Raw genomic sequence first — 20,383 nt, 5'->3', positions numbered from 1 at the left:
TCTTGTTCGTTGGGTTCAGGGCTTCTCGAGCGCCCACAGGTCGCTTTCGATGCTCTCGAACCGCTCCTTGAGGTGCAGCTGAACATCGGCAATCGCCCTGTTGTAATAGTGGGGTGCAATTTCCTTGCTGAACAGCTCGAGGACCTCGGCCACCTCGAACGACCCCAGCTCCAGCTCGAAGCGGTCTTCGAGGAAGCGCTTGAGCGTGTCGAGCGCGTCGCGCTCCTGCTCCGGGGTCAGCGTGATGATCGGGGCCTTGGTCTTCGATCGGCTCATTTACCAGCGCCCGTCCCAGGCGACGAAGTTCTGCAGCAACTGCAGGCCATGGGTATGGCTCTTCTCCGGGTGGAACTGCACGGCAAAGCGCGAGCCATCGGCCAGCGCGGCGGCGAAATCGACGCCATAGTGGCCGCGACCGACCACCTGGCCCGGCTTGCCGGCGTTGATGTAGTAGCTGTGCACGAAGTAGAAGCGCGCACGGTCGGGGATGTCGTGCCACAACGGGTGGTCATTGGTCTGGCCGACCTCGTTCCAGCCCATGTGCGGCACCTTCAGGTGCTCGCCATCTTCCTTCAGGTCTTTACCGAAGAAGCGCACCTGGCCGGGGAACAGGCCGATGCAGTCGACGCCATCGTTCTCTTCGCTATGGTCGAGCAGCGCCTGCATGCCGACACAAATGCCGAGGAACGGGCGATCCTGGCTGACCTCACGCACCAGGCTGTCGAAGCCCAGGCGGCGGATCTCGGCCATGCAGTCGCGGATCGCGCCGACGCCGGGGAACACCACGCGATCGGCCTCACGAATCACCGCGGCATCGCTGGTCACCAGCACCTTGCCGGCGCCCACGTGCTCCAGGGCCTTGGCCACCGAGTGCAGGTTGCCCATGCCATAGTCGATTACGGCTACCGTCTGCATTTACAGGCACCCTTTGGTGGACGGCATCTGCCCGGCCATGCGCTCATCGAGGGTGACGGCCATGCGCAGCGCGCGGCCGAAGGCCTTGAACACGGTCTCGATCTGGTGGTGGGTGTTGTGGCCACGCAGGTTGTCGATGTGCAGGGTCACCAGGGCGTGGTTGACGAAGCCCTGGAAGAACTCCTGGAACAGGTCGACATCGAAGCCGCCGACGGTGGCGCGGGTGTAGGGCACATGCATCTGCAGGCCCGGCCGGCCAGAGAAATCGATGACAACGCGCGACAGCGCTTCGTCCAGCGGCACATAGGCATGGCCGTAGCGGAAGATGCCTTTCTTGTCGCCAATGGCCTGGGCGAACGCCATGCCGAGGGTGATGCCGACGTCCTCGACGGTATGGTGATCGTCGATATGCAGGTCGCCCTTGCACTCGATGTCCAGGTCGATCAGCCCATGTCGGGCGATCTGGTCGAGCATGTGTTCAAGGAAAGGCACGCCGATTTCGAATCGGGCCTTGCCGCTACCATCGAGGTTGATCGAGCACTTGACCTGGGTTTCCAGGGTATTGCGCTCGACGGAAGCCTTACGTTCGACCATCACCAGCTCCGCAAAATCATTGGGCGAAAAGGGCTCCATTATAGGCCCAGAACGCGCCGGCTTGAAACGCGGATGACATATGGCAAGGCTAGTAATTGCGGGGGCGGGACGGGTCTACAGGTCTATACAAGTACCTTTGGGGGCTGCTTCGCAGCCCATCGCGACACAAGGCCGCTCCCACAGGAACCTCGTAACCCTGAAGGTACGCAGTGCCTGTGGGAGCGGCCTTGTGTCGCGAAAGGGGCGCAAAGCGCCCCCAGGGCCAGCTAACTCAATGGAACAGCACCGCCGTCTTCTGCAAGGTGATCCACACCCCCCAGGCCAGCGGAATCACCACCACGGCCCAGGCCAGCAGCACCAATGGCAGGCTGCCCGGCGCCGCATGCCACTCCAGCGAGCGCGCCGAATCCGCGCCCTTGTCATGGCTCAGCGCCCGCTCGGCAGCCAGTTCGGCATCGGTCATGAAGTACTTGTCCGCCACCGGCCGCACCAGCATGTTGCAGATGAAGCCCAGTACCAGCAGGCCGGCGAGGATGTACAAGGTCATGTCGTAGGCCGCCGCCCGCTCCACGCCCGCCGCCAGTTGCGCCTCGCGCAGGTAGGTGATCAGCACCGGACCGAGCACGCCGGCCGCCGCCCAGGCGGTCAGCAGGCGACCATGGATGGCGCCGACCATCTGCGTGCCGAACAGGTCGGCCAGGTACGCCGGCACGGTGGCGAAGCCGCCGCCGTACATCGACAGGATGATGCAGAACGCCGCCACGAACAGCGCCACGTTGCCAATGTGCCCCATGTTCGGCACCAGGCTGTAAAGGCCCACGCCCAGGGCGAAGAAGGCGAAGTAGGTGTTCTTGCGCCCGATGTAGTCGGAGAACGACGCCCAGAAGAAGCGCCCGCCGATGTTGAACAGGCTCAGCAGGCCGGTGAAGCCGGCGGCAATGGCGGCGATCTGCGCCAGCTGCGCGGCATTCAGCTCGCTGAAGGTCAACTCGTTGCCCAGCAGCTTGCCGGCGAACACTTCCTGCAGCAGCGGCGAGGCCATGCCGAGGATGCCGATGCCGGCCGACACGTTCAGGCACAGCACCAGCCACACCAGGGCGAACTGCGGGGTTTTCCAGGCCACGCTGACGTGCACGTGGCGGTCGGTGACCATGGCGTTGGCCTTCTTCGCCGGCGGCGTCCAGCCTTCAGGCTTCCAGCCGGTCGGCGGCACGCGGTAGGCCAGGGCACCGGCGGTCATGAACACGAAGTAGATTGCGGCCATGGCAACGAAGCTCTGCCATACGCCCACTTCGGTCGGGCTGGAGAAATGGCCCATCAGCGCGGTGGCCAGCGGCGCGCCCACCATGGCACCCCCGCCAAAGCCCATGATCGCCATGCCGGTGGCCATGCCACGCTTGTCCGGGAACCACTTGATCAGCGTCGACACCGGCGAGATGTAACCCAGGCCCAGGCCAATGCCGCCGATCACACCCGAGCCCAGCCACATCAGCCACAGCTGGTGAGTCTTCACGCCAATTGCCGAGATCAGCAGGCCGCCGCACCAGCACAGCGCCGATACCAGGCCGGCCTTGCGCGGGCCGGCGTGTTCCAGCCAGCCGCCGAGCACCGCGGCCGAGCAGCCGAGGAACACGAAGAACAGGGTGTAGATCCAGCTGAGCATGGAGATCGGCCAGTCGCACTCGGCGCTGAACAGGCGGGCGACGAAGCCCATGTCGGCGGCGCAGGCCACCGGCGCGCTGACGCCCAGGGCCTGGGACAGCGGCAACCAGAACACCGAGAAGCCATAGGCCATGCCGATGCACAGGTGAATCGCCAGGGCCGCCGGCGGCACCAGCCAGCGATTGAAGCCCGGGCGGGCGATGATGCGCTCCTTCGACAGGAAGCCCGGCGCGCTCGCCGCCGCCCCCGCCGTGATACTGCTGTTCATGGATTGTTCCTTTTGTAGGTGGGCTGTGCGCGTGGACGGCTCTGCTTTGGCTGCACGCAAGGCAGCCCGGCCGCTTGGGGTGACTCTCCGCGACAATGGGTCGCGGGGGTTCCACGGGCGGGCGCAAGATTACCAGCAGGCGGTGACATGAAAGCAATCTGATATCGTGTTTTTTTCGCTAGCTGAATCGGTATTTCGCGTACTCAGGTGAGGCTGTGTCGCCTGTTCGGGCCTCATCGCGGGGCAAGCCCGCTCCCACGCCGAACGGTGATGCGTGGGAGCCGGCTTGCCCCGCGATGAGGCCCGAGCAGGCAATAAATGAACTGTCATCATTGCCACTGTCGAAATGTCGGATACGCAGAGCCAGGTGCCGCGGCGCTATACTCGCCGCTGAATTTCTAAATCGGACTACAAGGACTCGCCCATGAAAGCGTTCGGCAAAATCCTGGGGCTGGGGCTTCTCGGGTTGTTGCTGATCATCGTGGCGCTGGGCTTCGCCCTGACCCACCTCTTCGATCCCAACGACTACAAAGACGAAATCCGCAAGCTGGCCCGCGACAAGGCCCATGTGGAGCTGACCCTCAACGGCGACATTGGCTGGAGCCTGTTCCCCTGGCTGGGCCTGGAGCTGCACGAGGCAAGCATCGCCACGCTGAACAACCCCAAGGTGCCCTTCGCCGACCTGCAGATGCTCGGCCTGTCGGTGCGCGTGCTGCCGCTGCTGCGCCGCGAGGTGCAGATGAGCGACGTGCGGGTCGAAGGCCTCAACCTGACCCTGACCCGCGACGCCAACGGCCACGGCAACTGGGAAGACATCGGCAAGCCCCTGCCGCAACCGACCATTGCCGGCGCGCCGGCCAACTCGCCGACTGAAGCGCCAGCCGCCGCACCTGCCGCCTCGGAAGCCAGCGAGCGCTCGGTCAAGCTCGACATCGACAGCCTGACCGTCAACAACGCCCGTGTGCTCTTCACCGACGAGAAGGCCGGGCAGACCTACGGCGCCGAAAGCATCCAGCTGAGCACAGGCCCCGTGCACGAAGGCGCGAACATCGCGCTCAAGGCCAGTGCCTTCCTCAGCGCCAGCCAGCCGAACATCAAGGCGCGCACCGAGCTGACCGGCGAGCTGCGCTTCGACCGCAAGCTCAAGCGCTACAACCTCGAGGACATGCGCCTGTCCGGCGAGACCTCGGGCGAGCCGCTGGCCGGCAAGACCCTGACCTTTGTTGCCCAAGGGCAGGTACTGGTCGACCTGGCGGCCAATGTCGCGTCCTGGAGCGGCCTGAAGGTCTCGGCCAACCAGCTGCGCGCCCTGGGCGAGCTGAACGTGCGCGACCTGGACAAGGCCCCGCAGGTCAGCGGCGGCCTGTCCATCGCCCAGTTCGACCTGCGCACCTTCCTCGACGGCATCGGCCACCCGCTGCCGGCCACCGCCGACCCGGCGGCATTCAAGAAGCTGGAGCTGGTCACCCGCCTGCAGGGCACGCAGAACAGCCTGGCCCTGGAGGATCTGGCGGTGAAGCTGGACGACAGCACCTTCACCGGTCGTGTCGCCATGGACGACTTCGCCAAGCAAGCGTTGCGCGTGCGTCTCAAAGCCGACAAGTTCGACGCCGACCGCTACCTGCCGGCCAAAAGCGAAGAAGCCAAGGGCGCCACCGCCGCGCGCCAGGCCGAGGTCAAGCAGCAGGAAGCCACCGCCGTCGCTGGAGCGGGCACCACACCGCTGCCCGACGCACCGACCCAGGTGGCCTGGAGCAACGACAAGCTGTTGCCGGTCGACCGCCTGCGCGCCCTGGACCTGCAGGCCGACCTGTCGTTCGGCGCGCTGACCCTGGACAAGCTACCGATCAGCGACGCACAGCTGACCGCCAGCGGCCAGGCCGGCCTGGTCACCCTGCAGACCCTGCGCGGCGGCCTGTACAACGGCACCTTCGAGGCCAAGGGCACTGTCGATGTGCGCCCCGCCGTGCCGCAGATCGGCGTGAACACCAGGATCAACCGTGTGCCTGTTGAGCACTTCATCAAGCGCGAAAGCCCGGACCAGGCGCCGCCGGTCAAGGGCCTGCTGACCCTCAACAGCGACCTGACCGCCACCGGCAACAGCCAGAAGGCTCTGGTCGATACCCTCAACGGCAACGCCAGCTTCACCATCAACGACGGTGTGCTGGTCAACGCCAACCTGGAACAGCAGCTGTGCCAGGCCATCGCCACCCTCAACCGCAAGCAGCTCAGCGGCGAACAGCGGGGCAAGGACACACCGTTCCAGGAACTGCGCGGCAGCCTGGTGGTGCGTAACGGCGTGGCCAGCAACCCGGACCTCAAGGCACGCATCCCGGGCCTGACCGTCAATGGCCATGGCGACCTCGACCTGCGCGTGCTGGGCATGGACTACAACGTCGGCGTAGTCGTCGAGGGCGACCAGCGCGCCATGCCCGACCCGGCCTGCCAGGTCAACGAGCGCTTTGCCGGCGTCGAAGTGCCGCTGCGCTGCCGTGGCCCGCTGGAGCTGGGCGCCAAGGCCTGCCGCCTGGACCAGGACGGCCTGGGCAAGGTCGCCGCGAAGCTGGCCGGCAACCGCCTGAAGGACAAGATCGATGAAAAGCTCGAAGAGAAACTCGGAGACAAGGTGAGCCCGGAACTCAAAGATGCGCTCAAGGGGCTGTTCAAACGATGACCCCCCAGCAGTTCTCCAGCGCCGTGCTGGACTGGTACGACCAGCACGGCCGCCACGACCTGCCCTGGCAACAGGGCATCAACCCGTATCGGGTGTGGGTCTCCGAAATCATGCTGCAGCAGACGCAAGTCAGCACCGTGCTCAACTACTTCGACCGTTTCATGCAGGCCCTGCCGACCGTGCAGGCCCTGGCCGAGGCGCCGGAGGACGAAGTGCTGCACCTGTGGACGGGCCTTGGCTACTACACCCGCGCCCGTAACCTGCAAAAAGCCGCGAAGATCGTCGTCGAGCAGCATGGCGGCGAGTTCCCGCGCAGCGTCGAGCAGCTCACCGAGCTGCCCGGCATCGGTCGTTCCACGGCGGGCGCCATCGCCAGCATCAGCATGGGCATCCGCGCACCGATCCTCGACGGCAACGTCAAGCGCGTGCTGGCCCGCTTCACCGCGCAGGCCGGCTATCCCGGCGAACCCAAAGTGGCCAACCAGCTATGGGCCACCGCCGAGCGCTTCACACCGATGACCCGGGTCAACCACTTCACCCAGGCGATGATGGACATGGGCGCCACGCTGTGCACCCGCAGCAGGCCCAGTTGCCTGATCTGCCCGCTGCAGCGCGGCTGCGAAGCCCACCTGCACGGCGAAGAGACCCGCTACCCCGAGCCCAAGCCGCGCAAGGCCCTGCCCCAGCGCAAGACCCTGATGCCGCTGCTGACCAACCACGAAGGCGCGATACTGCTCTACCGCCGGCCCTCCACCGGGTTGTGGGGGGGCCTGTGGAGCCTGCCGGAGCTGGACAACCTCGGGCAGCTCGACGACCTCGCTTACCAGCACGGCCTGCGCCTGGCCGGCAGCCAGGCACTCGAGGGCCTGACCCACACCTTCAGCCATTTCCAGCTGGCCATCGAGCCCTGGCTGGTGCGTGTCGAGCCCGTCGGCTCGCACGTGGCCGAGCCCGACTGGCTCTGGTATAACCTCGCCACCCCGCCGCGCCTGGGCCTCGCCGCCCCGGTCAAGAAGCTGCTGCAACGCGCGGCCGACGAACTGATTGCAGGAGACAAGCCATGACCCGCACCGTGAAGTGCCGCAAGTACAACGAAGAACTCCCAGGCCTCGACCGCCCGCCCTACCCGGGTGCCAAGGGCCAGGACATCTTCGAAAACATCTCGCAGAAAGCCTGGAAGGAGTGGCAGGACCACCAGACCATGCTGATCAACGAGAAGCGCCTGAACATGATGAATGCCGAGGACCGCAAATTCATCCAGGCCGAGATGGACAAGTTCTTCGCAGGCGAGGATTACGCCCAGGCCGAAGGCTACGTTCCGCCCTCGAACTGACCCCGAAAACCGTAAGCGACGGAATTAATTTAAATTTTTTCAAAAAAGTCGTTGACGATCGGTTCGGAAATCTATTTAATGCACCTCGTCGCCCAGATAGCTCAGTCGGTAGAGCAGAGGATTGAAAATCCTCGTGTCGGCGGTTCGACTCCGTCTCTGGGCACCACCTTCAAGCTTCTGGTGGTTGCAAAGTTACCCGAAGCGACACAAGAAACCCGCCCAGTGCGGGTTTTTTGTTGCCTGCGATTTTTACCTCAACAATCCTGCATCGCTGGTTGATCGATATCAAAAAGCCACTCATCACTTGCCCATAGGATGGAAGGTGGACATTCGAACGACCCCGCAAGGACCTCCATGAGCGAAGAATCCGCCACCCTCCTCCTGCCGTCGCCTGTCGAGACCGGCAGCAGCCCCAAGCCTGCTCCCCGCACCCGCCGCCCACGCCAGCGCAAGCCCGCCGCCAGTATCGCCGCGCAAGAGACCATCACCCAGGTCAGCCAGCAACCTGCAGCCCTGGAAGTGGCCAACGCCCGCAAAGGCAGCAACGAAGACAGCACCTCGGCACGCCTGCCAGCCAACTACCCGTACCGCACGCGCATGCGTCGCCAGGACTACGAGAAGGCCAAGCACGACCTGCAGATCGAGCTGCTCAAGGTGCAGAACTGGGTGAAGGAAACCGGCCAGCGCATCGTCGTGCTGTTCGAGGGTCGCGACGCTGCCGGCAAGGGCGGCACCATCAAGCGCTTCATGGAGCACCTGAACCCGCGCGGCGCGCGCATCGTCGCGCTGGAGAAGCCTTCCGAGCAGGAGAAGGGCCAGTGGTACTTCCAGCGCTATGTCCAGCACCTGCCCACGGCCGGTGAAATGGTGTTCTTCGACCGCTCCTGGTACAACCGCGCCGGGGTCGAGAAGGTCATGGACTTCTGCTCGCCCCTGCAATACCTGGAGTTCATGCGCCAGGCGCCGGACCTCGAGCGCATGCTGTGCAACAGCGGCATCCTGCTGTTCAAGTTCTGGTTCTCGGTGAACCGAGAGGAGCAACTGCGCCGCTTCATCTCGCGCCGGGATGATCCGCTCAAGCACTGGAAGCTTTCGCCCATCGACATCAAGTCGCTGGACAAGTGGGAGGACTACACCGCGGCCAAGGAAGCGATGTTCTTCCATACCGACACGGCCGATGCGCCGTGGACGGTGATCAAGTCGGACGACAAGAAGCGGGCACGGATCAACTGCATTCGGCATTTCCTGCATTCGCTGGATTATCCGGGCAAGGACCACAGCGTGGCGCATGCGCCGGATCCGTTGCTGGTCGGGCGGGCTTCGCGGGGGTTCGAGGAGGATGAGCCGGCGGCGCTAGTCAGTTGAATCCCCGGGGCTGCTACGCAGCCCTTTCGCGACACAAGGCCGCTCCCACAGGCCCGTGGGAGCGGCCTTGTGTCGCGAAAGGGGCGCAAAGCGCCCCCGGTGATCTCGAAGACCCCTTGGGTTTCCCTGGCAACTACGCTTCAATACGCGCCTTTACCAGCCCCCCCAAGGACCTGCCTCCATGGCCACCAACAGCAAACAACAGAAACGCGCCAAACGCGCCGCCACCAAGGCCAAGCAGAACCGCATGGTGCGCAGCGGCCAGGCGGTCAAGGCCAGCGCCGGTGACAGCGCCAGCGTCGAGCAGGTGTTCAACAAGGCCATGGAGTCGGGCAGCTACAACAGCCTGTTCGAAAAGATGAAGGAAGCCCAGGAAAACGGCCTGGTGCCAATGATCTCGGTATTCCTGGTCGACCCGCTGCTGGCGCTGGTGCTCAAGGGCCACAAGGAAGAACACGCCACCGACTACATCGTCCTGGTGTTCACCGCCTACCGCAAATGGCTCGACGGCGCCGACGAGGACGCAACCATGGCCTGGCTTGAAAGCGACGAGTTCCAGGACGCCTATGTCACCGCCTCGGAGGTCGTCGCCAGGCAGCAGCAGCAACAGAAGCAGTTCGGCTGAGTCGCACTGCACAACCTGCACCCTGGCAAACAAAAAGGCCGCGCCCCTCACAGGGCGCGGCCTTTTCATTTCACACCAGTGGATCAGCTATCCAGCGCAACACGCGCAGCAGCGCCACGCTTGCGGTGCAGCAACAGGCCAGCCGCCACCACACCAATGCTCAGGATGGCCGTGGCGATGATCTCGGCACGGTGGTCTTCACGCAGGGCCATCACCACCAGGATGGCGATGATGAAGGCGATGGTCGCCCAGGTCAGGCCCGGGAACATCCACATCTTGAACGAGACCTTCTCGCCCTTCGCTTCACGCTGGGCACGCATGCGCAGTTGCGACACGGCGATCACCAGGTACACCAGCAGGGCGATGGCGCCGGAGCTGGCCAGCAGGAACTCGAATACCGCGGCCGGGGCCAGGAAGTTGGCGAACACGCACAGGAAGGCGGCGGCAGTGGACAGCAGCACGGCCCAGTGAGGGGTGCCCGCCTTGGTGGTGCGCTGGGCAATGGCCGGGGCGTCACCACGTTTGCTCAGGGAGAACAGCATGCGCGAGGAGGTGTACAGCGCCGAGTTCAGGCAGCTGGTCACGGCGATCAGCACGACGATGTCGACGATCAGCTTGGCGTTCGGCACACCTATCAGGCTCAGCACGGTCTGGTAGGACCCCTTTTCGGCCAGGGTCGGATCGTTCCACGGCACCATGGCCACGACCAGGAAGATCGACACCAGGTAGAACAGGCAGATACGCCAGATCACCGAGTTGGTGGCCTTGCTGATCTGGCGGCCCGGGTCTTTCGACTCGGCAGCGGCGATGGTGACGATCTCGGTGCCCATGAACGAGAACATGGTGGTCAGCATCGCGGCCAGCACCGCGCCCAGACCGTTGGGCATGAAGCCCTGGGTGTCGAACAGGTGGCTGATGCCGCTGACCTGGCTGCTCGGCACCATGCCGAACATGGCCGCGCAACCGACAACGATGAAACCGATGATCGCCAGCACCTTGAGCAGGGCGAACCAGAACTCGAACTCACCGTAGTTCTTCACGCTGAACAGGTTGGTGATGGTCAGCGCCAAGGTAATGATCAGGGAAAACGCCCACAGGTCCACGGAGGGGAACCAGGCATGCAGGATGGCGGCGGCAGCGTTGGCCTCCAACGGAATCACCAGGACCCAGAACCACCAGTACAGCCAACCGATGGTGAAACCGGCCCAGCGTCCGATGGCGCGGTCGGCGTAGGTGGAAAAGGAACCGGTATCCGGCGAGGCGACCGCCATTTCACCGAGCATGCGCATCACCAGCACGACCAACGTACCCGCGGCGGCATAGGCCAGCAGCACGGCAGGGCCGGCGGCGGCAATGGCGTGGCCCGAGCCGACGAACAGGCCGGCGCCGATGACGCCAGCGATGGACAGCATGGTCACATGCCGTTGCTTGAGCCCCTGAGCGAGGTCATTGGAATTGTTACCGCTCATAAAACTACCTTTGTAAGGAGGTGGACTACACGAATGACTGGCCAGCGCGCCGGGGGTGAGAGCGGGCGTCGCTGCATTCAGTGGTTTCGGAATGGCAATAAGCGGGCCAGCCAAGAATGACTTTCGTCTGAAATGTTTCTGCAACCAATAACGACGCGGCTTGCAGGGCATTGTGCCAAGCCTTGGCCGAAAGGTCGCCAAATCCCCATGCCAAGTCGGGATTACTGAAATACTCACTTACAAACGCACCAAAGGTGCCCCTCGGTAACACCTGGGCACAAAGTCAGGGCACGGCAAAGCGCAACCTGAAGGCGCAACCTCCACCCCGTATTACCCGCGACACAGTGCCACCCGGCCAAAAACGGCTTCCCAGACCGGGCCAAAGCTGGCACCATCGCGCCTTTTTTCATCAAGGCTCCGGTGCTGGGCAAAACGCCAATGCGGATATCCTGGCGACAGTCCACTGCAGCGATGCGACAAACTGTCCCACCAGCGACCCGAGCCCCCCGCGACCCGGTTGGCCGCCGTTGCGCCGCTATGCTAGCGTGGCGCTCGCCAGGAAGGCCGCCAACAGCTGGGAACGCACCCGAACACATGAGGACCGCACATGGCCCAGGCCACGCCCGCGCTGGAAATCCGCAACCTGCACAAACGCTATGGCGAGCAGGAAATTCTCAAGGGTATTTCGCTGACCGCGCGCGACGGTGACGTGATCTCCATCCTCGGCTCATCCGGCTCTGGCAAGTCCACCCTGCTGCGCTGCATCAACCTGCTGGAGAACCCGCACCAGGGCGAAATCATCGTCGCCGGCGAGTCCCTCAAGCTCAAGGCGCAGAAAAACGGCGACCTGATCGCTGCCGACAACCGCCAGATCAACCGCCTGCGCAGCGAGATCGGCTTCGTCTTCCAGAATTTCAACCTGTGGCCGCACATGTCGATCCTCGACAACATCATCGAGGCGCCGCGCCGCGTGCTCGGCCAGAGCAAGGCCGAGGCCACCGAGCATGCCGAAGCGCTGCTGAACAAGGTCGGCATCTACGACAAGCGCCACAGCTACCCCGCCCAGCTGTCCGGTGGCCAGCAACAGCGTGCCGCCATCGCCCGTACCCTGGCCATGAAGCCCAAGGTCATCCTGTTCGACGAGCCGACCTCGGCGCTAGATCCGGAAATGGTCCAGGAAGTGCTTAACGTCATCCGCGCATTGGCCGAAGAAGGCCGTACCATGCTGCTGGTGACGCACGAGATGAACTTTGCCCGCCAGGTGTCCAGTGAAGTGGTCTTCCTGCACCAGGGCCTGGTCGAAGAGCAGGGATCGCCGCAGCAGGTCTTCGAGAACCCGACCTCGGCGCGTTGCAAGCAATTCATGTCCAGCCACCGCTAACGGAGCAACACGAATGCAGACCTACAAGAAATTCCTCCTGGCCGCTGCCGCCACCCTGGTGTTCTCGGCCAATGCCATGGCAGCCGAGAAACTGAAAATGGGCATCGAGGCGGCCTACCCGCCCTTCAACAACAAAGATGCCAGCGGCCAGGTGGTCGGCTTCGACAAGGATATCGGTGACGCCCTGTGCGCCAAGATGAAGGTCGAATGCGAAGTGGCCGTCTCCGACTGGGACGGCATCATCCCGGCGCTGAACGCCAAGAAGTCCGACTTCATCATCTCCTCGCTGTCGATCACCGACGAACGCAAGCAGGCCGTTGACTTCACCGACCCCTACTACTCGAACAAGCAGCAGTTCATCGCACCGAAAAACGTCGATTTCAAGACCGACCGCGCTTCGCTCAAGGGCAAGACCATCGGCACCCAGCGCGCCACTCAGGCGGCTACCTGGCTGGACGATAACGGCGGCATGGACGGCGAGTTCAAGGTCAACCTGTATGACGGCCAGGAAAATGCCTACCTCGACCTCACCTCCGGCCGCGTCGATGCCATCCTCGCCGACAAGTACGCCAACTACGACTGGCTGAAATCCGAAGCCGGCAAGAACTACGAGTTCAAAGGCGACCCGGTCAACGAAAGCGACAAGGTCGGCATTGCCGTGCGCAAAGGCGACAATGAGCTGCGCAACAAGCTCAACGCCGCACTGAAAGAAATCGTCGCCGACGGCACCTACAAGAAGATCAACGACAAGTACTTCCCGTTCAGCATCTATTGATTCGCCCCGACAGGCATCGCCGCCCTGGCGATGCCTGTCCCTTGAACAAACTTACCCATGAATATCGACCTGCACGGATTCGGCCCGGCCATGATGGCCGGTACCCTGATGACCGTAAAACTGGCGCTCTGCGCCTTGCTGCTGGGGCTGGTCCTGGGCCTGCTCGGCGCCCTGGCCAAGACTTCCCCGATCAAGCCGCTGCAATGGCTTGGCGGCACCTATTCGACACTGGTGCGCGGCGTACCCGAACTGCTCTGGGTGCTGCTCATCTACTTCGGTACCGTCGGGCTGATGAATAGCCTGGGCGAACTGCTGAACATGCCGGGCCTGGAGCTCAGCGCCTTCACCGCCGGGGTTATCGCCCTCGGCCTGTGCTTCGGCGCCTACGCCACGGAAGTGTTCCGCGGCGCGATCCTGGCCATCCCCAAGGGGCACCGTGAAGCGGGCCTGGCGCTGGGCCTGTCCAAGGGTCGCATCCTCTCGCGGATCATCCTCCCGCAGATGTGGCGCATCGCCCTGCCGGGCCTGGGCAACCTGTTCATGATCCTGATGAAGGACACCGCGCTGGTATCGGTGATCGGTCTGGAAGAGATCATGCGCCATGCACAGATCGGCGTGACCGTGAGCAAGGAGCCGTTCACCTTCTATGCCGTCGCCGCCTGCATCTACCTGGGCCTGACCATCATTGCGATGATCGGCATGCACTTCCTGGAAAAGCGCGCCGCTCGCGGCTTCATGAGGGCCGAATAAATGAACTGGGAAGTCATCATCAAGTGGCTGCCACGCCTGGCCCAAGGCGCGACCCTGACCCTGGAGCTGGTGGCCATCGCCGTCATCGCCGGCCTGATCCTGGCCATTCCGCTGGGTGTGGCGCGCTCTTCGCGGCATTGGTACGTGCGCGCCCTGCCCTACGGCTATATCTTCTTCTTCCGCGGCACACCGCTGCTGGTGCAGCTGTTCCTGGTCTACTACGGCCTGGCCCAGTTCGACGTGGTGCGCAGCAGTTCGCTGTGGCCGTACCTGCGCGATCCGTTCTGGTGCACGGTGCTGACCATGACCCTGCACACCGCAGCCTATATCGCCGAGATCCTGCGCGGCGCCCTGCAGGCGATCCCCAAGGGCGAGATCGAGGCAGCCAGGGCGCTGGGCATGTCGCGGGGCAAGACGCTGTTGTACATCATGCTGCCGCGCGCGACGCGCATCGGCCTGCCCGCCTACAGCAACGAAGTGATCCTGATGCTCAAGGCCAGCGCCCTGGCCAGTACCGTGACACTGCTGGAACTGACCGGCATGGCGCGGACCATCATTGCCCGGACCTACCTGCCGGTGGAGATCTTCTTCGCCGCCGGGGTGTTCTACCTGCTGATCTCGTTCGTGCTGGTGCAAGGCTTCAAGGTGCTGGAGCGCTGGCTGCGCGTGGATGCCTGCCAGGGGCGTTGAACCCATGAAGACAACGGGGCCGCACGCGGCCCCTCTGTAGGAGCGGCCTTGTGCCGCGATGGGCTGCACAGCAGCCCCTCTCGCTAGCGCCCCGGTGCTCGAATGACCACATCCCCCATCCTGCAAACCGACCAGCTCTTCGAGCGCTTCCAGGCCCTCGACCGCTTCCTCACACAACACCAGCCCCTGTGGCGCCCGCGCCCGTTCACCCACCTGCGCCTGGCGTGGGAAGACGAGCACCCGGCACTGTCCCATTGGCTGCGCCAACGCACGCTCGAGCAAGCCGAATCCCCCGACACACCTGAGGCCCCGCCCCCCTTCCCACAACTGGCCGCCGAAGCCGCGCAGCTGTCCGCCGTCGGCGAACTGCCCGATGCCGGCCTGCATCCCGCCGGCCACCGCCTCGATGTCGGTGTTCCCGGCCGCAAGTGGCAGCAGATCGAAGCCTTCAGCCGTCGCCTGGCGTTCAACCAACCCGCCCAGCACTGGCTCGACTGGTGTTCCGGCAAAGGTCATCTGGGTCGCCGCCTGCTGCAGACCGGCCAGCAATTGACCTGCCTGGAGTACGACGCCGAACTGGTCGGCGCCGGCAAGGCCCTGAGCGAGCATCACCACCTGCCCGCCACCCACGTACACCAGGACGTCATGGCCGCCGACAGCGCCCGCCATCTGGACGGCGACAAGAGCGCGGTCGCCCTGCACGCCTGCGGCGACCTGCATGTTCGGTTGCTGCAGCTGGCAAGCCAGCAGGGTTGCCGACAGATCGCGGTGGCGCCCTGCTGCTACAACCGCATCCAGGGCAAGGCCTACCAGCCGCTCTCCAGCGCCGCCCGGGCCTCGGCGCTGGCGTTGACCCAGGAAGACCTGGGCCTGCCGCTGAGCGAGGCGGTCACCTCCAGCCTGCGCACCCGACGCCAGCGCGACAGCTCCATGGCGCGCCGCCTGGGCTTCGACCTCTTGCAGCGCCAGCAACGTGGCATCGACGACTACCTGCCCACGCCATCGCTGCCGGTCAGCTGGCTGACAAAATCCTTCGAGCAGTACTGCCACGACCTGGCCGAACTCAAGCAGGTCACGCTCAGCGGCGATCCCGACTGGACCGCCCTGGAAGCTGCCGGCTGGCAACGCCTGGCCCAGGTGCGCAACCTCGAGCTGGTACGTAACCTGTTCCGCCGCCCTCTGGAAATGTGGCTGGTGCTCGACCGCGCCCTGTTCCTTCAGGAGCAAGGCTATGCGGTTCGTGTCGGGGTGTTCTGCGATTACCCGCTGACCCCCCGCAACCTGCTGCTGCTGGGTGAGCGCGGCACAGCGCCGCAGCGCGGTTGACAGCCTGTGGATAACTCTGTGAACAAGCTTGTGATGAAAATCACCAAATTCTGGATCCAGAGGCTATTTGCGCGGCTTTGCTTATTCCACCACAGCCGTCAAAGCCAGTAAAAACAGGCCTTTGCGCAAAGACCGATGGTAGCGCCGACCGGCATGCCTTTCGCGCAAGCGGCCAATGCCCATTGTGCATAAACCATTCGGCCAAGCGCTTTGGCGGGGGTGTTGTCAAGCCAGTTTGAGCAAACTCATGCCTACAAGCAGCAGTACCAGACCGAGCCAGCCACGCCCGGCCAGGCGCTGGCCGAACAACGCCCAGCCCATGGCCACGGTGGCGAGAATGCCGAAGCCACCCCAGATGGCGTAGGCCAGCGACAGGTCGATGTCCTTCACCGCCTGGGCCAGCGCGGTGAACGCCGCCAGCACGCAGAGGATCGAGGCGACGCCCAGGCCCTTGCGGCGCAAACCGTCGGAATACTTGAGCAGCAGGTTGGCCAGGACCTCCAGCACGATGGCCAGGCCCAACCAGGCAAATGGAATCAGCATGGCACGGCCTCCTCTTCACGTTCGACGGCCTTGGCCCGGGTGCCGGCCTTGACCAGCAGGATGCCGGCGATCATCACCGCCAGGCCCAGGGCCTTGGTCCAGCCCAGGCTTTCGCCGAGCCAGAGCACGCTGATCAAGGTGATCAGCACGATACCGAACCCCTCCCACAGCGCGTAGGCGACACCCACCGGCACGCGCTTGACCGCCAGGGCCAGGAAGAAATACGACAGGCAGATCATGACGTACATGACGGCATGCCCCAGCACGGGGAAATGGGTGGCGGCGAGTTTCATCGACGCCGTGCCGATCACTTCGAAGGTGATGGCGACGATCAGGTAGATCCAGGAACGCATGATGCCCTCCCATGGGCGACAGCAGCTGAGCGCACAGTCATCGGCGCCAGACGGAGACGTTTACGGTTGCAGAGGGAGGGTGGCGCTAGAGGTCGCCGGTCCAGTGACGCTCACGGGAAACCAGGCGGGAGGAAGAGAGGAGCTTGAAAGCTTTACTGTTCAACATAATGAACACAAGATTAGCTGAGCTGATCGATTAAGTCAAAACGATAGGCTAAGACTAAATATTTCTCGCGAAAATTTGCGCGTCTCTAGATTTATCCCCTTAAAGCCTGCTGAAAGCTTCGTAAATTATATTCCCCACACTCGTTCCTATTGGGATGATTCTTCGTCTGCTTTTCAGCGCAGGCAAGCGCCTTCGGCGTGGGAGCGGGCTAGCCCCGCGATCACCGGCAAGGCTGGTTCCATGCCCGGCCATCCTCCTGCGACAAACCGTCGCCATCGACACAAACAGAAAATTAATTATTGTTTTACGATAATTATTCAAGAATAATCCGCCCCGTTCATCACTGTACGGAGGCACCCCATGAACAGTAGATCCGTGGCCTATGCGCGTTCGCGCCTACGCACCATTGGCGCATTCGCCGCCTACCTGGCCTGGACGACCGCGATCGTCGAGCTGACGGTCACCCCGCTGCTCTTCATCTTTGACTTCCCCGAAATGCACAACGGTTATCTGCAGGCCTATGGCGACCAGATGCCCCTGCTGCTGGAACCCGGCTACCAGGCATCCCCCCTGGCCATCGGCCTGGTACTGGCGGTGGACATGATCCCGACGATGATTTCCGTCGTCGCTCTCTGCCTGACCGGCCTGTTCTTCCACCGGCTCTCCCGTGGCCAGACCTGGACCTCGGACAATATCAAGCTGCTGTGGTGGGTCGGCCTGCTGTGCATCTTCACCCCGTTGCTGTGGCCGGTGACTTACACCTTGCAGGGCCTGGCCCTGGCCATCGACCTGCCGGCCGGCGAAAGAAGCTTCAGCTTCTCGATCGGTGTATCATCGCAGGCTGTCTACGAGATCATGAAAGGCATCCTGCTGTGTGCCTTCTCGCTGCTCATGCGTGACGCCAAGACCATCAGCGATGAACACAACTGTTATGTCTGACTGCTTCCTATGCCGATAATCATCCGCCTCGACGTCGTCATGGCCCGGAACAAGATGCGTTCCAAGGACCTGGCGGAAATCATCGGTATCACGGAAGCGAACCTGTCGCTGCTGAAGAACGGCAAGATCAAGGGTTTCAAGATCGAGACCCTGGAGAAGCTGTGTCGCGCCCTGAACTGCCAGCCCGGCGATCTGCTGGAGTTCAGCGACGAATGATCAAGGACTGCAACACCCATGGCACTTTTCCACAACAGTTTGGCCGCCCTCGTGCTGGCCTGCCTGGCCTTGGCCCTGGCCGGCTGCGGCCCGAGCTACACCTATAGATACTCGCCACCGCCCAGTGCGCATGGCATGAATTGCATCAACAGCTGTTCGACGGAGCGCAACCACTGCCAGCAGATGGCGCGCCTGCAGGAGAACAGCGAACGTGCGCTGCACCAGGCCGAAATGAGGGCCTACCAGTACTGCAAGAACGGCAAGAGCAAGAAAGAAGCGCGTCACAGTTGCTACTACCCGAGCTACCCCTCCTACACGGGGAGCAGCTACAGTTGCGGCAATGACTACGACTCCTGCTACATGGCCTGCGGCGGCACCATCCAGCGCATCCTGAACAAAGACTGATCCCGGAACGGACTCGAACATCGTGAAACACACCAAGCCTTTCGCCCTGCTGACCCTCGCCCTGGCCATGACCGGCTGCGCCAGCGGCATGCCCTCGAGCAAGCCCGCCCCGCTGAACTGGAACATGCCCGGCATGCAACTGGGCGGCGACCGCGGCCTGCCCCTGCACAACGCCGACGGCAGCTGCCGCAAGCGTGGCTGCGACAACGGCAAGCTGTTCTTCAACCCCGGCCAGCCCGAACCAAGCGTCAACTCCATCCACCGCGGATGGTAGGAAAATTCTCCTTTGTGCGCGGTGACTTAGGGGAATGTGCGATGGATGCAACGAAGTGGTTTACAGCGGCAAATCCATCGCTATAATGACGCCCCTGTGCCGGTATAGCTCAGATGGTAGAGCAACTGACTTGTAATCAGTAGGTCCCGGGTTCGATTCCTGGTGCCGGCACCATTCAAGGTTCCATAGAAAGCTTTCAAAATCTCTGGAACCCCCGAAAAACCCGCCTTCTGGCGGGTTTTTTCGTTTTGGCGTTCCGTCGGATTCCGAGGGTAGCCAGCGCTAATAAGGGTACATTTAAGGATACCTACCAATTCGATATTGGAAAGTACCCTTATGGCTCGCACAACGGCTCCCCTCACCGACAACGCCTGCCGCACTGCAAAGGCTCGCGAACGTGAGTACAAGCTTTTTGACGGCGATGGCCTTTACCTGCTCGTGAAGCCCAACGGTCGCAAAGGCTGGCGGCTCAGGTACGTGAAGCCCGATGGCCGCGAGGGCCTGACCTCACTCGGCAATTATCCAGTGGTCGGGCTGGCTGACGCTCGCCGCAAGCGCTTCGACCTCAAACAGCAACTCGCCAACGGCATTGACCCTATTCAGTCCAAGCAGCAGGCCAAGGTGCAAGCCGTGATCAATGGCCGCACCTTCGAAAGCGTTGCGCTCGATTGGTATGCCGGGATGGTGCCGAAGTGGGCGCCGGGCCATGCTAAGACTGTGCTCAGCCGGTTGAAGACTCACGTATTCCCTTTGTTAGGTGCCAGGGCAATCGTTGAGTTGGACACCCACGACCTCATGCAGCCACTGGAGGCTGTGACGAAGCGCGGCACCATCGACGTGGCGCTCAGGATCAAGAACTACCTGCAAAGCATCATGCGCGAAGCCAAACGACTGCGACTGATCACGGCGAACCCGGCTCACGATCTCGATGGCTCGATCAAAACGCCACGGGTTACACATCGACCCGCACTACCCTTATCGCGGTTGCCTGAGCTACAGGCGCGTGTCGACGGCTACAAAGGTCGCCCGCTCACGCGCCTCACGGTGATGCTATCGCTGCACGTGTTCGTGCGCTCCAGTGAACTGCGCTTCGCCCGTTGGAACGAGTTTGACCTCAAGCGTGGCATCTGGGAGATCCCCGACACCCGCCCGGCGCTGGACGGAGTACCCTTTTCCACAAGGGGTACAAAAATGGCCGGGGATATCCACGTTGTACCCTTATCGCCGCAGGCAGTGGCCTTGCTTGAGCAGATCCACGCGATCACCGGCAAGTTCGAGCTGGTGTTCGCGGGGGATGCCAAACCTTGGAAACCGATGTCCGAGAACACGGTGAATGCCGCGCTCAGGACGATGGGCTACGACACCAAGGTGGATATCTGCGGCCACGGGTTCCGAGCCATGGCGTGCAGCGCGCTGGTCGAGTCCGGGTTGTGGTCGGAGACGGCTATCGAGCGGCAGATGAGCCACAAGGAGCGCAACAACGTGCGCGCCGCCTATACCCACAAGGCCGAGTTCCTCGAAGAGCGCCGGATGATCATGACCTGGTGGAGTCGGTTTCTAGAGGCGAACCGCGAGGACCATGTGACGCCGCATGAGTTTGCCAAGCAGACGGGCGAGAACGTCACGCGCCTTCGCAGTGCCAAGAGGACCGAGTAACCCG

Annotated in this window: 22 protein-coding genes and 2 tRNA genes; 17 read left to right on the top strand and 7 right to left on the bottom strand. The window is 63.2% G+C overall.

The features are described 5' to 3' along the window. Positions 1-15: 15 nt before the first annotated feature. From DMX06_RS02830 to DMX06_RS02815, 4 genes are all read right to left on the bottom strand, one after another. The gene (locus DMX06_RS02830; protein ID WP_110734378.1) at positions 16-276 is read right to left on the bottom strand and encodes a DUF2164 domain-containing protein; all 261 of its coding nucleotides are present in this window, start codon (positions 274-276) and stop codon (positions 16-18) included. Beyond that, positions 277-915: an imidazole glycerol phosphate synthase subunit HisH gene (hisH, locus tag DMX06_RS02825; RefSeq protein WP_110734376.1), complete on the bottom strand. Its 639-nt coding sequence runs from the start codon at positions 913-915 to the stop codon at positions 277-279. Then, positions 916-1,509 (bottom strand): imidazoleglycerol-phosphate dehydratase HisB, encoded by a 594-nt coding sequence (gene hisB / locus DMX06_RS02820; RefSeq protein WP_028688464.1) that lies wholly within the window; start codon positions 1,507-1,509, stop codon positions 916-918. Between the two features lie 271 nt (positions 1,510-1,780). Then, positions 1,781-3,439, bottom strand: coding sequence for an OFA family MFS transporter (locus DMX06_RS02815; protein WP_110734374.1), 1,659 nt, complete (start codon positions 3,437-3,439; stop codon positions 1,781-1,783). 424 nt (positions 3,440-3,863) lie between these two features. On the opposite strand from DMX06_RS02815, the gene DMX06_RS02810 reads away from it, so the two are divergent. The 6 genes from DMX06_RS02810 to DMX06_RS02780 all read left to right on the top strand — a co-directional run bounded on the left by DMX06_RS02810 (position 3,864) and on the right by DMX06_RS02780 (position 9,436). Further along, positions 3,864-6,113 carry an AsmA family protein gene (locus DMX06_RS02810; RefSeq protein WP_110734372.1) on the top strand — a complete coding sequence of 750 codons (2,250 nt, stop codon included), beginning with the start codon at positions 3,864-3,866 and terminating at the stop codon, positions 6,111-6,113. After that, positions 6,110-7,177 carry an A/G-specific adenine glycosylase gene (gene mutY, locus DMX06_RS02805; protein WP_110734370.1) on the top strand — a complete coding sequence of 356 codons (1,068 nt, stop codon included), beginning with the start codon at positions 6,110-6,112 and terminating at the stop codon, positions 7,175-7,177. The genes DMX06_RS02810 and mutY overlap by 4 nt, the downstream gene beginning before the upstream one ends. Next, positions 7,174-7,446: an oxidative damage protection protein gene (locus DMX06_RS02800; RefSeq protein WP_110734368.1), complete on the top strand. Its 273-nt coding sequence runs from the start codon at positions 7,174-7,176 to the stop codon at positions 7,444-7,446. Before mutY ends, DMX06_RS02800 begins: the two co-directional genes overlap by 4 nt. Positions 7,447-7,536: 90 nt before the next feature. After that, positions 7,537-7,612: transfer RNA gene (locus DMX06_RS02795), tRNA-Phe, on the top strand. 188 nt (positions 7,613-7,800) lie between these two features. Further along, complete coding sequence (gene ppk2 / locus DMX06_RS02790; protein ID WP_110734366.1) at positions 7,801-8,811, top strand: polyphosphate kinase 2; 1,011 nt, start codon at positions 7,801-7,803, stop codon at positions 8,809-8,811. 181 nt (positions 8,812-8,992) lie between these two features. After that, a complete protein-coding gene (locus tag DMX06_RS02780) occupies positions 8,993-9,436 on the top strand; it encodes a hypothetical protein (protein WP_110734361.1) in 444 nt (147 codons plus the stop codon). 83 nt (positions 9,437-9,519) lie between these two features. On the opposite strand, the gene gabP is transcribed toward DMX06_RS02780, so the two are convergent. After that, positions 9,520-10,905 (bottom strand): GABA permease, encoded by a 1,386-nt coding sequence (gene gabP, locus DMX06_RS02775; protein WP_110734359.1) that lies wholly within the window; start codon positions 10,903-10,905, stop codon positions 9,520-9,522. 607 nt (positions 10,906-11,512) lie between these two features. Here gabP and DMX06_RS02770 point away from each other — a divergent pair. From DMX06_RS02770 to DMX06_RS02750, 5 genes are all read left to right on the top strand, one after another. After that, the gene (locus DMX06_RS02770; protein ID WP_110734356.1) at positions 11,513-12,286 is read left to right on the top strand and encodes an ABC transporter ATP-binding protein; all 774 of its coding nucleotides are present in this window, start codon (positions 11,513-11,515) and stop codon (positions 12,284-12,286) included. Positions 12,287-12,299: 13 nt separating this feature from the next. Next, positions 12,300-13,061: an ABC transporter substrate-binding protein gene (locus DMX06_RS02765; RefSeq protein WP_110734354.1), complete on the top strand. Its 762-nt coding sequence runs from the start codon at positions 12,300-12,302 to the stop codon at positions 13,059-13,061. 57 nt (positions 13,062-13,118) lie between these two features. Then, the gene (locus DMX06_RS02760) at positions 13,119-13,811 is read left to right on the top strand and encodes an ABC transporter permease (RefSeq protein ID WP_110734352.1); all 693 of its coding nucleotides are present in this window, start codon (positions 13,119-13,121) and stop codon (positions 13,809-13,811) included. After that, positions 13,812-14,501, top strand: a complete 690-nt coding sequence (locus DMX06_RS02755) for an ABC transporter permease (RefSeq protein ID WP_110734349.1) — start codon at positions 13,812-13,814, stop codon at positions 14,499-14,501. It begins immediately after the preceding gene. A 102-nt stretch (positions 14,502-14,603) separates the two neighbouring features. Continuing rightward, positions 14,604-15,827, top strand: coding sequence for a methyltransferase (locus DMX06_RS02750; protein WP_110734347.1), 1,224 nt, complete (start codon positions 14,604-14,606; stop codon positions 15,825-15,827). Between the two features lie 225 nt (positions 15,828-16,052). On the opposite strand, the gene mdtI is transcribed toward DMX06_RS02750, so the two are convergent. Both mdtI and DMX06_RS02740 read right to left on the bottom strand, forming a co-directional pair. Next, positions 16,053-16,370, bottom strand: coding sequence for a multidrug/spermidine efflux SMR transporter subunit MdtI (mdtI, locus tag DMX06_RS02745; protein ID WP_110734345.1), 318 nt, complete (start codon positions 16,368-16,370; stop codon positions 16,053-16,055). Then, positions 16,364-16,723, bottom strand: a complete 360-nt coding sequence (locus DMX06_RS02740; protein WP_110734343.1) for a multidrug/spermidine efflux SMR transporter subunit MdtJ — start codon at positions 16,721-16,723, stop codon at positions 16,364-16,366. Before DMX06_RS02740 ends, mdtI begins: the two co-directional genes overlap by 7 nt. A gap of 526 nt (positions 16,724-17,249) precedes the next feature. Between DMX06_RS02740 and DMX06_RS02735 the strand changes: the two genes are divergently transcribed. The 6 genes from DMX06_RS02735 (at position 17,250) to DMX06_RS02710 (ending at position 20,379) form a co-directional block, all read left to right on the top strand. Continuing rightward, complete coding sequence (locus DMX06_RS02735; protein ID WP_110734340.1) at positions 17,250-17,828, top strand: hypothetical protein; 579 nt, start codon at positions 17,250-17,252, stop codon at positions 17,826-17,828. A gap of 9 nt (positions 17,829-17,837) precedes the next feature. Further along, positions 17,838-18,044 carry a helix-turn-helix domain-containing protein gene (locus DMX06_RS02730; protein WP_023629980.1) on the top strand — a complete coding sequence of 69 codons (207 nt, stop codon included), beginning with the start codon at positions 17,838-17,840 and terminating at the stop codon, positions 18,042-18,044. 18 nt (positions 18,045-18,062) lie between these two features. Continuing rightward, complete coding sequence (locus DMX06_RS02725) at positions 18,063-18,449, top strand: hypothetical protein (protein ID WP_028688479.1); 387 nt, start codon at positions 18,063-18,065, stop codon at positions 18,447-18,449. Positions 18,450-18,471: 22 nt separating this feature from the next. Continuing rightward, positions 18,472-18,723: a hypothetical protein gene (locus DMX06_RS02720; protein WP_258378796.1), complete on the top strand. Its 252-nt coding sequence runs from the start codon at positions 18,472-18,474 to the stop codon at positions 18,721-18,723. Between the two features lie 98 nt (positions 18,724-18,821). Next, positions 18,822-18,897: transfer RNA gene (locus tag DMX06_RS02715), tRNA-Thr, on the top strand. Between the two features lie 162 nt (positions 18,898-19,059). Beyond that, positions 19,060-20,379, top strand: coding sequence for a tyrosine-type recombinase/integrase (locus DMX06_RS02710; protein WP_110734338.1), 1,320 nt, complete (start codon positions 19,060-19,062; stop codon positions 20,377-20,379). The last annotated feature ends 4 nt before the right edge of the window (positions 20,380-20,383 follow it).

Source organism: Pseudomonas mosselii, from assembly GCF_003205295.1.
Taxonomy (GTDB): Bacteria; Pseudomonadota; Gammaproteobacteria; order Pseudomonadales; family Pseudomonadaceae; genus Aquipseudomonas; species Aquipseudomonas mosselii_B.
The sequence above is the reverse complement of the archived record's forward strand: the minus strand, read 5'-3'. Positions and strand labels throughout refer to the sequence as shown.

Coding starts and splice junctions, on each gene's coding strand:
- DMX06_RS02830 (WP_110734378.1), bottom strand. CDS start 276: ATGAGCCGATCGAAGACCAAGGCCCCGATCATCACGCTGACCCCGGAG.
- hisH (WP_110734376.1), bottom strand. CDS start 915: ATGCAGACGGTAGCCGTAATCGACTATGGCATGGGCAACCTGCACTCG.
- hisB (WP_028688464.1), bottom strand. CDS start 1,509: ATGGTCGAACGTAAGGCTTCCGTCGAGCGCAATACCCTGGAAACCCAG.
- DMX06_RS02815 (WP_110734374.1), bottom strand. CDS start 3,439: ATGAACAGCAGTATCACGGCGGGGGCGGCGGCGAGCGCGCCGGGCTTC.
- DMX06_RS02810 (WP_110734372.1), top strand. CDS start 3,864: ATGAAAGCGTTCGGCAAAATCCTGGGGCTGGGGCTTCTCGGGTTGTTG.
- mutY (WP_110734370.1), top strand. CDS start 6,110: ATGACCCCCCAGCAGTTCTCCAGCGCCGTGCTGGACTGGTACGACCAG.
- DMX06_RS02800 (WP_110734368.1), top strand. CDS start 7,174: ATGACCCGCACCGTGAAGTGCCGCAAGTACAACGAAGAACTCCCAGGC.
- ppk2 (WP_110734366.1), top strand. CDS start 7,801: ATGAGCGAAGAATCCGCCACCCTCCTCCTGCCGTCGCCTGTCGAGACC.
- DMX06_RS02780 (WP_110734361.1), top strand. CDS start 8,993: ATGGCCACCAACAGCAAACAACAGAAACGCGCCAAACGCGCCGCCACC.
- gabP (WP_110734359.1), bottom strand. CDS start 10,905: ATGAGCGGTAACAATTCCAATGACCTCGCTCAGGGGCTCAAGCAACGG.
- DMX06_RS02770 (WP_110734356.1), top strand. CDS start 11,513: ATGGCCCAGGCCACGCCCGCGCTGGAAATCCGCAACCTGCACAAACGC.
- DMX06_RS02765 (WP_110734354.1), top strand. CDS start 12,300: ATGCAGACCTACAAGAAATTCCTCCTGGCCGCTGCCGCCACCCTGGTG.
- DMX06_RS02760 (WP_110734352.1), top strand. CDS start 13,119: ATGAATATCGACCTGCACGGATTCGGCCCGGCCATGATGGCCGGTACC.
- DMX06_RS02755 (WP_110734349.1), top strand. CDS start 13,812: ATGAACTGGGAAGTCATCATCAAGTGGCTGCCACGCCTGGCCCAAGGC.
- DMX06_RS02750 (WP_110734347.1), top strand. CDS start 14,604: ATGACCACATCCCCCATCCTGCAAACCGACCAGCTCTTCGAGCGCTTC.
- mdtI (WP_110734345.1), bottom strand. CDS start 16,370: ATGCTGATTCCATTTGCCTGGTTGGGCCTGGCCATCGTGCTGGAGGTC.
- DMX06_RS02740 (WP_110734343.1), bottom strand. CDS start 16,723: ATGCGTTCCTGGATCTACCTGATCGTCGCCATCACCTTCGAAGTGATC.
- DMX06_RS02735 (WP_110734340.1), top strand. CDS start 17,250: ATGAACAGTAGATCCGTGGCCTATGCGCGTTCGCGCCTACGCACCATT.
- DMX06_RS02730 (WP_023629980.1), top strand. CDS start 17,838: ATGCCGATAATCATCCGCCTCGACGTCGTCATGGCCCGGAACAAGATG.
- DMX06_RS02725 (WP_028688479.1), top strand. CDS start 18,063: ATGGCACTTTTCCACAACAGTTTGGCCGCCCTCGTGCTGGCCTGCCTG.
- DMX06_RS02710 (WP_110734338.1), top strand. CDS start 19,060: ATGGCTCGCACAACGGCTCCCCTCACCGACAACGCCTGCCGCACTGCA.